The organism is Catenuloplanes atrovinosus, assembly GCF_031458235.1.
Classification (GTDB): domain Bacteria; phylum Actinomycetota; class Actinomycetes; order Mycobacteriales; family Micromonosporaceae; genus Catenuloplanes; species Catenuloplanes atrovinosus.
The window spans coordinates 3,104,523-3,119,006 of sequence record NZ_JAVDYB010000001.1 but is presented as its reverse complement, the minus strand read 5'-3'; the positions used below and the strand labels follow the sequence as shown (position 1 = coordinate 3,119,006).

The window sequence follows — 14,484 nt, the reverse complement described above, 5'->3', positions numbered from 1 at the left end:
CACCCGCCCCGCCCCGGCTGGGTTCCGGATGACATCGCAGCCCGCGCCGGGCCGGGCTGTCACGTGGCTGGCCGTCCGTCAGATCCGGCGCGGCGCCCTCATCGTCGCCGGGCTGGCCGCCGGAATGACCGCGATGGTCGCCGCCACCTACTCGCAGGTCATGGCCGACCCGGCGGCAGCCGGGAGTCTGCAGGCTCTGGCCGGCAACCCGGCGATCCGGACACTGTTCGGCGTACCGATCGGGCTCGACACCGCCGGCGGGTTCACCGTGTGGCGGGTCGGTACCGTCATCGCGGTCCTGCTCGGCGCCTGGGCGATCCTGGCGACCACCCGGATCACCCGCGGCGAGGAGGACGCCGGGCGCTGGGATCTGTTGCTGTCCGGCCGGGTACCCGGCCCCGCCGTCCTGCTGCGCCACCTGGCACCCTTGATGGCGGTCGGGGCCGCCACCGGAACCGCCATCACGGCCGTTCTGCTGCTGTCCGGCACCGCACCGGCGGGCGCGGTGGTGCACGGCGCCGGCACCGGCTTGCTCGGGATGTTCTTCGTCGCGGTGGCCGCGCTGGCCGCCCAGGTCTTCCCCGCCCGCCCGCCCGCGACCGGGACAGCCGTGGCGGTCCTGGGCGTCGGCCTGCTGGCCCGGATGATCGGAGACGGGGTCACCGCGCTCGGCTGGCTGCAATGGCTATCACCGTTCGGGCTGCTGTCGCTCAGCGGGCCCTACGTCCACGACCGTGTCGTGCCGCTGCTGCTGCTGGCCGCCGCGACCGCGCTTGTTACGGTGCTGGCGCTCGCCGTGGCCCGCCGGCGCGACGCCCGCGGCGGGGTGCTCGCTACGGCTGCGGGACGGCGTCCCCGGACGCTGCTGTTGGGGAATGTGGCGCTGTTCGCGGTACGCCGGGTCCTGCGGCCGCTGACCGGCTGGATGATCGGCATCGGCGCCTACTACCTGCTGATCGGGCTGACCGCGGTATCGGTCATCGATTTCCTGCGTGACAACCCGGCCCTGGCCGGCGAGGCCTCACAGGTCGGCTTCGACGGGCTGGGCAGCATCGCCGGGTTCACCGCGACACTGTTCGCGATCCTCGCCATGCCGGTCGGTGGCTTCGTCACCGCCCGGATGACCGCCTTCGTAGCGGCCGAGTCCGACCGGCAGCTGACCTTGCTCGCCAGTCAGCCGATCAGCCGAATCCGGCTGATCGGTGCCGAGATCGCCGTCACCGCCGCAGCCGCGGCGATTCTGATCACCGGCACCGGCCTGGCGACCTGGCTGGGAGTCACCGCGATCGGCGGCGAGCTGCCCATCAACGACGCGCTGCGCGGCACCTGGAACGTGCTGCCGATCGTGTTGCTCAGCCTTGGCGCGGCGGTGTTCGCGGCCGGCTGGGCGCCCCGCTGGACCGGACCTCTCGGCGGCATTCCCACCGTCGGCGGATTCCTGCTGCTGGTCGTAGCCGAAAGCGTCGCAGCACCGACCTGGATACGCGACATCTCACCGTTCGCGCACCTGGCACCCGTACCGCTCAGCGACGCGTCCTGGCCGACCACACTGGTGATGGTCGGCATCGCGGTGGTCATGACTACTGCAGGAGCGATCGCCTACCGTCGACGGGACTTGCGCCTCTGACACCGCCATGACCAGCGTGCTGAACGCGGAGCGACTTGGTGATCCAGGCCCCCGTCAGGGAGGTGAGCGGCGCGGGCCGATGTCGCGGGCACGGTGGAACGGCGCGGCTTGATGCCGCGGTGCTGTGACCCCCGGTCCGGGTGGTGCTGATTTCAGTAGGTGAGGTGGACGCCGGCCTGCGGCTGTTGGTGCTCCATCGGCACGGCCACCTGGATCTGCCGGGCCGCACGCGGTGCCACCACGGGCGCAGTCGGCACCGGCAGCGGCACCGGGCCGGGCCCGGAGAGGAGGTGGCAGCGTTCGACGAGTGCGGTGTGCAGGTGTGCGGCGTAGGCCGGGGCGGTGATCAGGGTGTCGGCGTTGCTGTGGCGGGGTCCGAGCCAGTCGTCGCCGAGCCGGCTGGCGACGGTGTGGGTGATGGCGTCGCGTTCGCTGTCGGGCAGCGCGAGGTAGATGTCGGCCGTGACTCGGGCCGTGACCGGATCGGCCGGATCCTGGTGCGGGTGCCGGGCGGCGAGGACCGCGTCGGCGGCGTGCAGGTACGCGCGATGTGCCCTCTGGACGAGGGCGACCGGGACGGCGCAGTACCAGACGTGGCCCTCTGACGCCTGCCGAGGGCCGCGCTGATCGTCATCGGCGGCCGGGCATCCACCCAAACGATCACTTTAAGTGATCTTGGGGGCGGTTTTGTCATACCCTCCGTACATACTCGCGAGCATGACTACTTCACCTCTCTCGTCCACGCCGGCACCGGACGGCAAGCGGAAGGCCATCGCCGCTGCCACGGAAGCCGCCGTCTGGGCACTGAGCAACGGCGTCTGCTACGCGCCCCGTTGCACCGCGCCGGTCGTCGTCGAGGTCATGCCGGGCATCTACAAGAAGAACGCGCAGGTCGCGCACGTCTACGGCGTACGCCCGAAAGCGCCTCGGTACCGGGAGAACATCCCGGACCGGGACTCCTTCAAGTACCTGCTGCTGCTCTGCACCCCGCACCACAGCCTGGTCGACGACAAGAAGACCGGCGAGCGTGACTTCCCGCCCGAAACCCTCCTCGACTGGAAACGCCTCCACGAGGGCGGCAACCGGCAAGCTCTGGCCGCCCTGGGCAGCATCGACGAGGACGACCTTACTGACCTGCTCACCGAGGTCTTCTCCCCGCCGCTCAAACGCCTGGAAGACCTCGCCACCCAGCTCGAACGGACCGGCACGGTGACCCGCCAGAACCTCGCCGACCTCAAGCAGATCATCACCGTTATGCAGGACACCGCGGGCGCGCCCGACCGGCAGACCGCCCTGACCCTCTCCCAGGCCGCGGAGATCCTCAGCCTCATCAACCTGCCATCGAGCGCGACCCGGCTCTCCCAGGCCGCGGAGATCCTCAGCTCGCTGAGCCTGCCGGACGTGGCCGGCCAGTTGGCGCAGGTCAGCCGGACTTTGCCGCAGGCCGCCCAGCAGGCGGCCCAGGCCGCCGAGATGATGTCGATGTACCGCTGACCGGCGGCCCCGGATCCGATAGGCAGGGCCGCGTCGATCTGGTGATGCCGGTCCTGCATCCGCGCTGACGGACGCAGGACCGACCGACCACACCGCTATCCGAAGACGCCGACGACGCCCCGGCACGCGGTGCATCAGCGTGCCACCATGGGAGACAGTCGTGGCCGTTCCCGCTCCCGAAGCCGCCCACGCCGCAACACGCACCTCATAGGAGGAACGTGTCCGCCGTCTCTTCGCCGCGCACCACCTGGGATATCGACCCGCGCCAGTTCTCTGACGGTGTTTTCTACCTCCCCGCCGGCATCGAAATCCAGCCCAGGGAATCTGACTGGGGCCACCCCGACCGCACCGGCCTGCGCGAGCAGGTAGCCGACGATCGGCCACACGGCGCCAGCGGGCAGAAGCTGCTCTGCCTGCTGTGCATGCGCGTGAACGCTGAACAGGGCAGACCACCGGCACCCGTCTGGATGACCTTCGTCAACGGTCGGTACGGGCCGACGTTTCGGCACGAGAACTGCCGGTCCCCGCACGCCGAACACATGCCCGAAAGCGACATCCACAAAGCCCTGAAAGAGCGTGAGGCCCGCACCTGGGAGATGGCGGGCGCGACCGCCGTCACCGTCGAGACCTGGCGTCCCCGCGCGAGGCGCCGCCCCGACGTGCTGGCGGTCGGCACCCGGCTGACCGTGGCGGGGGAGATCCAGCACACCACTCTCCCGGCCAAGGACGTCGTCCGCCGGCAGAAAGCGCTCGCCGGCGCCGGTAACCGCGTCGTATGGACAACCGACCGCGACTCCGCCGATGTCGACTTCCTCCGCATGGTGCCCCACCTCGCGGTGCCCGCGCTCGATGACCACCGCCTGTACCGGCAGCATCGCAGCCCTCAGCTGAAGGTGATATCCGGCTGGACGCTCTTCGAGGAGCAACGCTGCGGATGGACCGACGTGTGGAGCGGCACCACCCGCTGTCCCGTGACCAAGCGACTAGCGACGTGCGGCCGCAGACACCTGTATCCCACGTTCAACCCGCACGCCTACCGGCCCGACCCGAACGCCCGGTTCCCCTGCGTCGCCGCGCCGCACCTCGACCACCTGCTGGAGGGCATCCTCAACGACACCTGGCGGCCCTACCCGGTCCGGCCTCGCCGGATCACGTGGATCCCCGCCGAGGACTACGACAAAGTGGTCACCGAACGCGGCGGCGATGTCGGTACGGCGGAACGGCCGCCCCCGGTAGCCACCAGCAACCGGTCAACGGCTCGCGTCTGCGAGCCGTCCACCGGCACCCGGCCGGCCGACGCACATGGCGGCCGTCCCGAGCTGCCGCGCCCGAGCGACCTGGCCGACATCCGTACTCCGGCCGGGCCGGATCACGCCGTCCAGCCGGTCATATCCGGGTTTCGGACCGCCAGCGTCCGGTTGGAGGTGGCCATCGCGAACATGCACGTATTCGTTGAGGAGGTGCGCGACCGGGCATTACTGGAGGCCGAGACCCGCGCGCGGGCGTATGGCAGGCCCGGCATGTACCCCGTCGCGGTCGGTAGGCCGATGCGGGACCCGTCCATCGACCAGGACGGCCTGTTCGGATGGACCCTGGTGGTCAACGGCCACAGTCAAACCATCCTGATGCCCGGCGACGGCCTCGGCCAGCTCCGCCGTATGAACGACTCACCGCCCTGCGTGATCGTGAACGGCGATCCCTGGTGGTGGGACATCGCGGCCACGGCTGCGGTGCCGCTCTCCTCGCAGTGGCCGTCCTGATCCGTAGGTGCCGACGGTCGGAGTCGTGTCGGCTCTCACGCCGCCGCGCCCGAGAAGACGGGCGGGGAGGCGGTGCCTGGCAGCCAGACCTCCCACTGGTCTGCGGGCAGCTCGTTCTGTCGTGGGAGGCGGGTACGGATCGGGAATCCGGGTGCAGGCCGGTAGCGGGCATCGATGCCAGCACCGCGGCCGATGGCGGCCCGGAGCTCGCCGGGCTGCCGGTCGTTCAACCGCAGCAGGAGCTCGTTGGTCGAGACAGCGGCCCGGAACGAGTCAAGGCCGGATTGTTCCGGCACCCGACTGGCGCTGGCGGCGAGCTCGGTCCGCGCCGTGGGCCGAAAGGGCACACCGGAGCATGGGGCGCCGCAGACGCCGCGTCGCCATCCGACCGGCCGGCCCGGATACGGCCACGTGCCGCGCCGGTGCGCGAAGGCCGCACGTCACCCGTGCACACCGTAGGCGGCGAGGAACCTCGCCGCGGCGAGGTTCCTCGCGGTTCCCTGCAGGGGTCGAGCGGTCAGCTCGGGCGTCGGTGGCGCCGTCGGCAACGAAGTACGCCTCGGCCGTGCACGCGAACGTGGCGTGCGTAGGGGTTCGCTCGGGGGACGCGGTCCCTGAACTGGGTGCTGGCGAGGGGTTGAGCCCGATCACCGAGCGGGCCGGCGACCTCGCAGTCGGCCGACGGCCGGCGTTGGCCTGGCTGGCGAACGCGACATCGTTGGCCTTGCCTGGCGGCCACAGACCGCCGTCGGCGCTGCGCGCCGCGCTCGAACACGCCGGCGGCCGCTATGGGTCGTCATCGTCCGCATGTACATCGAGGTACGTCACGCGGGAGTGTAGGTAGCCTCGTACGCCGAGGCTGATCCGAACGTCGCGGGTGAGGTCTGCGTGGATGAAGCCATAACTCTCATGTGATGTGATTAACCCGTACGCTCTGGCTTCCTCGTACAGGTCGGCGTTCTGCTCAGGATTCAGTCCGGCCTGCTGGATAGCCGCCCAATCGGAGCTAATCAGATGATATACGAGATATAGCACATCGGGCGAAGGGCCGATACCGTGAGCGTGCAGGCGCATGTTGAGGCGCCGCCGGGTGTCATCGTCCAGCAGTCGGGATGTCAGTTCCCGCACGACGGAGTCGCCGGTCACGACGATCTGTGTCCCGGGAGTCCGCGTGCGCCTCTTCAGGTGATGAACTGCGACCTGGACACGGTCGATGGTCCAGTCGAGCATGTAGGCGAGTTCGCTGAAGCTCAGCGTTAGGCCGATGGCGGCGCTGAGTACGGCGTCGACCATGGCGGCGTCGTTCGGTTCGGGCGTCGCCGTCGGCTCGGCCGTGCCCGTGGCCAGCCATTCAGGCCACGGGAGTCCGAGTCGCTCGGCGAGTTGGCGGATGACGTCCAGCGGATAGTCGGCGAGGTCGCGCGGTTGAGTAAGGCGGCGAATCTGGTGGGGTGTCATGCCCAGTAGGCTGAGCAGCAGATCGTGCCGGACACCGCGCTCACGGGCCCGGTTCAGGAGCATATCGCCGAAGGTGGTGGCGTCGGGTTCATGCATCGGCGGTTCCCGCGGTCATGGGGCGCCGCGGCGCCAGGTCCTCGATGCGGCTGAGTGTCAAACCTCTCTGCCGCATCCATTCTGAGCCGAGGGCCGGGAGGTACGAGCGGTGCCGTCGAATGTCTACGCCGGCTCGTGACCGTTGCGGGAACGGGGCGAGCAGGTGGATCTTCTCGCCTCGTTCGTAGTCTCTTCGGCGGGCCTCGCGGCCGGAGTTCTGCGGGAAGTCATCGGGTCTTCGCGTCCAGTCGTAGAGGTGAGCTCGCAGGATAGGACGGGCTCCGGGTGGAACGGATATCTGGCCGTACTGGGTGGTCAGGAAAAGGCCTTCGGGATCCGTCCCGGGAAACATCTCGGCCGGCCTATACCTGAGCGGAACGCTCATGATCGGATTAATCATGTAATCGAGGGCCCAGAAAGCTAGGCTGGGCGAGACGGCCCGGCTGAGGAGCTGAAGCGCGGTGCCGTTCACGGGATAGTGAAGTTCGCGGGCCATGACCGTTGCTGCGGCGGGCTCATGATGCAGCACCAGTCCGTCGTGGAAGAGCGCCGCCTGGGTGGCGCGGATCCGCAGTAGCGCCGTTGACTGGTTGTGTGCGCTGAAAATCAGGTCGGCAAGATCGACACTCAGTTTGGAGGCGAGGTGGGGCAGTCCGATGTCGTCCACGCCCGGGTGCGCCTCGCGTAACACGCGATAGCCTCGTTCCTTCCATCCGAACATCGCATCGAACGTCTCCCGCCAGGCTGCGTCCACCTGGGTGAAGACGTCGGCGGACAGTTGTCGCGCGCAGTCCGCGCGGAAGCTTAGAAACCCCGTGTCGGGCAGGTGGATGTCAAGGATCTGCAGCCTGTCGGGTTCATGCCCTCTGGTGGCTGACTTCGGCTCGAGGGCCGCCAGCTTGCTGAGATATTCCGGCATGTCGAGGACCTCATCGGCGAGGCGGGTCATCGCCGCGGTGGAGCGCGGTGAGGCGTCCAGGAGCCAGACATCGGTCCCGGCGCGGCGCGCCATCGCGATGAGGTCCTCCAGCAGCCCGCGCGACAGAGTGTGAGCCCGGTCCACGACGGCCGTTGTGATCCTGTGCCCGGCGAGCCAGGTCTCGGCGAACCACCAGCAGAGCCCTCGCAGTGAGAACGCGGCCTTCTGGTCAACGTGTTTGCCGAGCGCGTAGAGTACTGAGAGCGCGAAGGTCTCACGGTCGCTTTCACCCGGTATGGGTCTTACGACGATGACACCTCGGTCGATGTCGTCGACGATGTCGAGCAGCCGTCGAGTCATGACACTGTCGTCCGCGTCGCGCACCAGAACAGTGCGGGCCCGGTCACCGGGCGGCATCGTCAGCCGTGCGCGAGGCGAGGATGGTGCCGACGGGCTCTGCCGCGGTCTCCGTTCGGGCAGGAGGTCTGCGTCTGGTGTGTGAGGGCCTCTCATCCGGCGGGTTCATGGCGAAGGTGTTCTCGACGATCTCCCAGTCGATGTGGCTACGCCCGACACGTTGCGCCACCTCCACAGCGTTGAAGGAGAAGATTGCCCAGGAGCGCCACTGCCCGTTGGCATACGACTCGTCGACGTAGGTGATCAGGTCGTCATCGGCATCCCTGTAGAGCGGGTGGTATGCACGCATCAAGGATGGCACTTCGACCGGAAGGAGGGCCTTGAACTCCTGCCTTTGGGAAATCCGGGACCGGAGCATGGGCTTGCTCGACAGCACCCTCCAGCATCCGTTACCCCCGACGAAGAGGAGGCCGAACCTCGTCTCATCGTGATCATGTAGGAACCGGAGAAACTCGATGCTCTTCTCGTTGAGTTGCTGAGCCTCGTCGACGATGAGCAGCCGCGGCGTAGCGGTGAGGACGTCGAGAAGCCGGTTCGTCGCCTTCCCGTTGTTTCCCACAAAATCCTCGCCGGTGATGGATTTCAGCAGCGTCTTCGCGATTTGGAGTCTTGTCCAATCCATGGGGAACTGAGTGAGTGTGACCTCGGTCCGGTCGCCGCGCGCTCTGGCCTCCAGCAGCTTTCTGGCGCCGCGCCGCATGGCGTAGGTCTTCCCGAGGCCGGTGTCGCCGTAGATAACGCTGACAGCCTCGTGGCGCGCGGTGTACGCGACGATCTGCTGAGCGCGTTGGAACTGCTCCGTGGAGATCTGACGGGCCCCTGGTGGGCCCTGAGACGGCCGGCGTCTCACCAGGAGTCCTCCTCCCCGGCGAGGTAGCCACCGCCGGGAGGGTCGGTGAGGATGTCGTCCAGCACGACCGGCGGCTCATCGATGGCGAACGCTGGACTACCCGGTTCACTCAACAGCGTGTCCAGCTCCGCCGACGGCTCCTCGACCGCCGAGACCGGACCGATACCCAGCAGGCTGGTGGACCATTCACGTGGCCGACTCCGCTGCGCGGATGCAGCGGAGTTCTGGCGCTGCGTCGCGGCCATGTCCGCCGGCTGGATCCTTCGGGCCTCCTCGACCGGGTCGTCAGGGCGCGACATGACCGCAAGCCTTCGCCGGGTCCGGGCTGTCACCGATCTCTTCACCGCTGCTGCTTTACGGTCGCTCTCACGTACCGACCGGTAGTAGTCGTCACGCTGTTGTTCCGTGAGCTTGTCCACTAGATAACAGCGGGTAAGAAACGAACCGTGGCGGTAGACGTCTATGTATCGGTCTTCATGGGGCATGAACCGAACTTCTACGGTCACACCACCGATCTCGCGGAGAAGCCCTTCGGGACAGGTGAACACGCCGTTATCAAAATGGATTCCGTCATTGTTCACTATCCTGGTACCGCCATACCGGAAGAGGTGCCGCACATCTTCCGGCGATACATCGCGCACTGCCGTCGGATCAGCGTTCCACGCCTCTGTCGGGGTCAACCCCTGAAGGCGACTATGAAGGTGCTCGGTGTTGTACCAGCGAACCCAATCCGAAAAATGCTCGACGAACGTCTTCCATGACATGGGCAGCTCGCCGGGGTCTGCGCCGGCCGCAGCGGCTTCCTCATACGCGGCACGCGCCGTTGAACGATCATCCAGAGGTCCGGAAAGCCTGCCGGAAAGGTCGCGGCGGCCCTTCGTGTAACCCGGCAACGTAGAACTATACATCTGATCGATGGTGAGGTTCGAGCGTTCGACCTTGCCCTTGAGATTGGAGGCGAAGGCCGGAAGCACGTGAAGATCGACGACGAACGTGGCTGCCGCCGACTGCACACCCTTCGCCGCGAACTCCAGGCCTCGGTCCAAGCGGATTCGTCCAGGAAGGCCATGAACCGGGCCACTGGCGTCGTGCATGATCGCCCTGGCCAACGCGGCTAGAACCGTCCCCTCGTGCGGCGTATCAGCGATCGCCCACCCTGCAATCGCTCGGGTCGCATCATCAATAAAAGTGGTCACCCACGGCTTGCACGCTTTTCGTCGCGGCGGAAGGACGAGCACCGGTAACTGCTTGTGATCACCCTCCCAGACCTCATTGCGTCGGGTTGCCTGGCGACTCAAGTACGTCAGCTTTGCCCGGCGTGCCCGGTCGCCGCCCCTTACCCACGCTGCGGCCGCCGGTGTGAACTCCTTCTCAAACGCCCGCTGCAAAGTCCTCAATGAGACCAGAGCAGCGCCCTTCCACCCGTCAAGCAACTCCCGGTCAATCGGAGCGCCGGTTGCTTTATCCCGCCCTAGAATAGCGGCGGTCCGGGCTCGATATACCGCAGCAACATTGCCGTGAAAATCGTTGAAGGCCGTTCTATCGGCGTCCGACAGACAAAAAGCCCTCCCGTGTTCGGGACTCTCGGGCGCCTGAAGGCGATACCATACGGCCCGTTCAGAAACCCCTAGACCACCGGCCGCGAGCCGGACCTTGCCAGAAGTGAGCTGACCCGCAGCCCTAGCCTCGCGTAACTGGTTGAGCGCCGCCCGCCACTGCTCCCGGCTAGGACGAGCCATGTCGCAGATCCCGCCAAGGCCCAACCGTCCTGATGACCCGAGTCCGGCTGTCGATCGAACACTCCACCGCGATCTCGTGAGAGTGAGCCTTCAGCGGCGGCGCATCGCGCCCAGTCGGCTCGTCGCTCGTACCGCCATCCACGCCGCAACCCTCCCGGCAGATCAGCTTGAGACACCGGAACCGGCGATAGATTGACAGAGAAACGACCCCGCACGCAACGTATGAGACAAGATCTTTCTGTAGGAAGCACTATTTCGTCCTCCCGAGGAGCACGCAATCCGACAAAGATCTTCAGTCAATGCGACATCAAGCCCTCATTGGGTACGCCAAAAATCTTCAGCCACGGGACCACCGATGGGCTTTGATCATGCCAGCGCACATGGTTATCTAGATCCCGACCTCGCCGGCCGAAGATCCATTGTCGTTTTTGCTGAAGTGTCGATGTCGTTTGACAGGTTTGAGGACGACCTTCTCGCAGTTGTCCTGCTTGTTCTTGAAGATCTCGAAGCCGCGCTCGGCCTGGTCGAGCGGCAGGGTGTGGGTGATGATCCGGGTCGGATCCAGTTCACCCCGCTCGATGCGATCCAGCAGCGGCTTCATGTACCGCTGCACGTGGCACTGGCCGGTGCGCAGCGTCAGCGACCTGTTCATCCAGGCGCCGGCGGGGAACTTGTCGAGTAAGCCGCCGTACACGCCGATCACCGAGACCACGCCGCCGCTGCGGCAGGACAGGATCGCCTGGCGCAAGGCGTGCGGGCGTTCGGTCTCCGACCGTACGGCCTGCTTGATCCGGTCGTACGCGCCGATGTGCGCGCTGCCGTGGGTGGCCTCCATGCCCACCGCGTCGATGCACTTGTCCGGTCCGCGCCCGCCGGTCAGTTCCAGCAGCCTCGACCGCACGTCGGCGTCATCGAAGTTGATCGTCTTGTACCCGGCCTGCTCGGCCATGCGCAGCCGGTACGGCTCCCGGTCGATGGCGATGACCGTCGCGGCGCCGAGCACCCGGGCGCTGTCCATGGCGAACTGGCCGACCGGGCCGGCGCCCCACACCGCCACCACGTCGCTGGGCCGGATGTCGCACATCTCCGCGCCCATGTAGCCGGTGGGCAGGATGTCGGACAGGAATAGCACCTGCTCGTCGGTCAGATCGGAATCGATCTTCAGCGGGCCCACGTCGGCGAACGGCACCCGGGCGTACTGTGCCTGGCCACCGGCGTACCCGCCGGTCAGATGCGAATAGCCGAAGATTCCGGCGAGCGGATGCCCGAACATCTTCTCCGCGATGCCCGCGTTGGGGTTGGAGTTCTCGCAGCAGGAGTACAACTCGGCGGCACAGGCCGCGCACGCACCACATGCGATCGGGAACGGTACGACCACCCGGTCGCCGGGCCGCAGCCGGTCCGCGGGCACGTCCGGCCCGACCTCGATCACCTCGCCCATGAACTCGTGGCCCATGACGTCGCCGTCCTGCATCGTGGGCACGTACCCGTCGACCAGGTGCAGGTCCGAGCCGCAGATCGCGGTGGAGGTGATTCGCACGATGGCGTCACGCCCGTTCAAGATCTTCGGATCCGGTACGTCACGGACCTCGACCTTGTTGCGGCCCGCCCAGGTGTTCGCCCTCATGCGTCCGCCCCCTTCGCGAGCTCGGCGTCCGACAGCGGTTGCGCCGGGCGCTGCGGGAACTCCTTGCGAGCCCGCTTACCCCACGGGGCGCCGTCGGAGCGGATCACCTCGCCGGTCTCCAGCACCTGCTTGAGCCGACGCAGATCGTCGTCGAGCTGCTGATGCGGCTCCTCACCGAAGTACTTGGCGACCGCCTTGCCGATCGTGCCGCCCGGGATGTCGTACGTCAGCAGGACGTGCACCTCGGTGCTCGCCCCGTCCGGGGCGGGCACGAACCACACCGTCCCGGCGTTCGGCACGTCCGCGTTTCCGGTCGAGCGCCACGCGATCTTCTCGCCCGGCACCTCGTCGACGATCTCCGCGTCCCACTGGACATCGTTGCCGAACGGGGCGTCGGCCACCCAGTGGCTCGTCCGGTCACCGGTGACGCGGACCTGTTCGAGATGCGCCATGAATGTCGGCAGATTCTCCAGATCGCGCCAGAACGTGTACACGTCCGTCCCGGGTTTACGAATGGTCGTGGCGGCTGTCAGTTCCATGGGTACTCCTCTGCTCACGCCCGCGCCGACGGCACCGAACCGTTTCCGGCGGGCGTCGCGGTAGAGGTCCCACAGCGTGAAGCCGGGCAGCCGATGGCAGCGAGGGCTATTTAGGTCGTTGTTGCGTACCCCTGGTGGAACTGCTGAAACGGTGCGCGTACACCGCTCGGATTTGATGAGCGTCCAAGTGCCGGTCTTTCCGTGACGCTGTCCAGGGCGGTGATGTCGTCGCGGCCGTAAAGGTGAATCGCAATCCGCGTGTGCCGATCCCGCAACGGTTATGCCATTTCTGCGGTCTCCGGTTATCGGAGATCGGCGCTCTGTGCCCTCAATTTCCCGGAGATGTCTGTGAGACGTTTCGCGATCGCCGCCGGCCGCCGTGCTCGCGGCACCGGTCCCCGCATCCGCCGCGGCGCAGGATCTCTGGTCCGCCGTGCGGAACTGGCGGAGCGCTCCCGCTGAATCGGGAGAACGCGACGCCGCCCCTCAGCGATGCTGAGGGGCGGCGGTGGTGCGTGGTGTACTCAGAGCCGACGGGTCTGCAGCGAGTCGATGCGGTCGTTCGCGGCCGAGCCGACCCACGGGGTGTCCGTGGTCCACGGCCCGTACGCGGCGCCGCCGTAGTTCACCAGGTCGAAGCCCTGGACCCGCTGGCACCAGTTGAAGCGCTTGAACGACGAAATGCGATTCCGCCAGGAGCCGAGATCGCGGAAGCCGTATCCGGCGGTGTCGCACGCGCCGGCGTTACCCTCCAGGACGGTGCTGGCACCTCCGTAGTTGATGTCCGCGTAGAGGGTCAGCAGCAGCGTCGCCGCTGCGGCTCCGGCGTACGCCTCCTGGTGCTTCTGCCGCGCGGCCTCCGGGGTGTCCGCGCACTGCCGCGACACCACGCGGGACGTGGTCTCACCCGGGCGCAGCTTGTCCAGCACCACCACGCAGTGCTCCTCGCCGGTCGACGCCGGTGCCGCCTGAGCGGCCGGCGCGGTCACCACCATGGCCACCGCCATGCCCGCCGCGACGGTCGCCCACCGGCGTACCGCCGTGGTGTTTCTGATGTGCCCCATCACTGTGCCTCCCTGTGCCTCGACGAATGCGGCGACGGTGTGTCATCCGCTGCCGTCCACTGTCGCCGTCCGGCCGCCGGCTCGCGTCGGCCACGCCGCGTAGCCGTCGCTACGTCCGGCTTCGTAGCGGGCGGCTAGCCGACGCGCAGCAGCGCGACCGTGGCGTTGTCCCGGCCGCCCCGCGCCAGCGAGTCCTCGACCAGGCCACGGGCGATGCCGTCGAGCGGTCCGGGGTCGCGCAGGCGGGTGTCGAGGCGTGCGTAGTCGACCTGGTCGGCGATGCCGTCCGTGCAGAGGAGGTAGGTGTCGCCGGGGCGGAGCGTGACCGCGAGGAGGTCGGCCTCGGGCTCGTCCGGGTGGCCGGCGTACCGGTGCAGGTGGTAGCGGGCCGCGTGCGCCTGGGGCGAGTCGTGCGGGTACCAGCCGTGGACCGCGCCGAGCCAGGCCGCGGTGTGGTCGGTGGTGAGCAGTTCCAGCAGCGTGCCGCGACGGCGGTAGACGCGGGAGTCGCCGAGTTGCACGATCCACGCGAGGTCGGTCGGGGTGGTGGCCAGCGCGGTGAGCGTGGCGCCGGTGAGCGGGCCGCCGAGCCGCCGGCCGGCCGCGCGTACCTCTCGCTGCACGGTGGCGACCGCGTCCCGCAACGTCTCCGCGGTGGCCGCGCCGGCGTCGCCGGCGGAACCCACAAGGGCCGCCACGGCGGTACGACCGGCGGCCGCGCTCCCCTCACCGTCGCCCATCCCGTCCGCGACGGCGAGCAGCCGGTCGCCGACGTGCAGGACGTCGAAGTTGGCCGGGTACCGGTTGCCCGTCGCGGTCGCGCCGGCCGCGGTGAGGCGCAGCGCCGGGTGCGGCAGTGGCCGCTGGTCCTGAACGGTGGTGGTCACCCGGCCA

12 protein-coding genes are annotated in these 14,484 nt (G+C 68.0%); 3 read left to right on the top strand and 9 right to left on the bottom strand.

Annotated features, from left to right (window positions below; translation table 11 throughout):
* The first annotated feature begins 28 nt into the window (after positions 1-28).
* Complete coding sequence (locus tag J2S41_RS13970) at positions 29-1,627, top strand: ABC transporter permease (RefSeq protein WP_310367721.1); 1,599 nt, start codon at positions 29-31, stop codon at positions 1,625-1,627.
* Between the two features lie 152 nt (positions 1,628-1,779).
* Here J2S41_RS13970 and J2S41_RS13965 read toward each other — a convergent pair whose 3' ends face one another.
* Positions 1,780-2,283 (bottom strand): hypothetical protein, encoded by a 504-nt coding sequence (locus tag J2S41_RS13965; protein ID WP_310367719.1) that lies wholly within the window; start codon positions 2,281-2,283, stop codon positions 1,780-1,782.
* A 61-nt stretch (positions 2,284-2,344) separates the two neighbouring features.
* Here J2S41_RS13965 and J2S41_RS13960 point away from each other — a divergent pair, with 61 nt between their 5' ends.
* A complete protein-coding gene (locus tag J2S41_RS13960; protein WP_310367717.1) occupies positions 2,345-3,121 on the top strand; it encodes a hypothetical protein in 777 nt (258 codons plus the stop codon).
* A 218-nt stretch (positions 3,122-3,339) separates the two neighbouring features.
* On the top strand, positions 3,340-4,881 hold the full coding sequence (locus J2S41_RS13955) for a competence protein CoiA family protein (RefSeq protein WP_310367715.1): 1,542 nt from the start codon (positions 3,340-3,342) through the stop codon (positions 4,879-4,881).
* A 786-nt stretch (positions 4,882-5,667) separates the two neighbouring features.
* Here the strand turns inward: J2S41_RS13955 and J2S41_RS13950 are convergent.
* The 8 genes from J2S41_RS13950 to J2S41_RS13915 all read right to left on the bottom strand — a co-directional run bounded on the left by J2S41_RS13950 (position 5,668) and on the right by J2S41_RS13915 (position 14,477).
* Complete coding sequence (locus tag J2S41_RS13950) at positions 5,668-6,435, bottom strand: hypothetical protein (RefSeq protein WP_310367712.1); 768 nt, start codon at positions 6,433-6,435, stop codon at positions 5,668-5,670.
* Positions 6,428-7,738, bottom strand: coding sequence for a P-loop NTPase family protein (locus tag J2S41_RS13945; protein WP_310367709.1), 1,311 nt, complete (start codon positions 7,736-7,738; stop codon positions 6,428-6,430). Before J2S41_RS13945 ends, J2S41_RS13950 begins: the two co-directional genes overlap by 8 nt.
* Positions 7,739-7,757: 19 nt before the next feature.
* Positions 7,758-8,621 carry an AAA family ATPase gene (locus J2S41_RS13940; protein WP_310367706.1) on the bottom strand — a complete coding sequence of 288 codons (864 nt, stop codon included), beginning with the start codon at positions 8,619-8,621 and terminating at the stop codon, positions 7,758-7,760.
* Positions 8,618-10,360, bottom strand: coding sequence for a TnsB C-terminal domain-containing protein (locus tag J2S41_RS13935; RefSeq protein WP_310367704.1), 1,743 nt, complete (start codon positions 10,358-10,360; stop codon positions 8,618-8,620). Before J2S41_RS13935 ends, J2S41_RS13940 begins: the two co-directional genes overlap by 4 nt.
* A gap of 388 nt (positions 10,361-10,748) precedes the next feature.
* Positions 10,749-11,987 carry a zinc-dependent alcohol dehydrogenase gene (locus J2S41_RS13930; RefSeq protein WP_310367701.1) on the bottom strand — a complete coding sequence of 413 codons (1,239 nt, stop codon included), beginning with the start codon at positions 11,985-11,987 and terminating at the stop codon, positions 10,749-10,751.
* Positions 11,984-12,526, bottom strand: a complete 543-nt coding sequence (locus tag J2S41_RS13925) for an SRPBCC family protein (protein ID WP_310367698.1) — start codon at positions 12,524-12,526, stop codon at positions 11,984-11,986. The genes J2S41_RS13930 and J2S41_RS13925 overlap by 4 nt, the downstream gene beginning before the upstream one ends.
* Positions 12,527-13,050: 524 nt before the next feature.
* Positions 13,051-13,590: a hypothetical protein gene (locus J2S41_RS13920; RefSeq protein WP_310367696.1), complete on the bottom strand. Its 540-nt coding sequence runs from the start codon at positions 13,588-13,590 to the stop codon at positions 13,051-13,053.
* A 134-nt stretch (positions 13,591-13,724) separates the two neighbouring features.
* A complete protein-coding gene (locus J2S41_RS13915) occupies positions 13,725-14,477 on the bottom strand; it encodes a PP2C family protein-serine/threonine phosphatase (RefSeq protein WP_310367694.1) in 753 nt (250 codons plus the stop codon).
* Positions 14,478-14,484 lie beyond the last annotated feature (7 nt).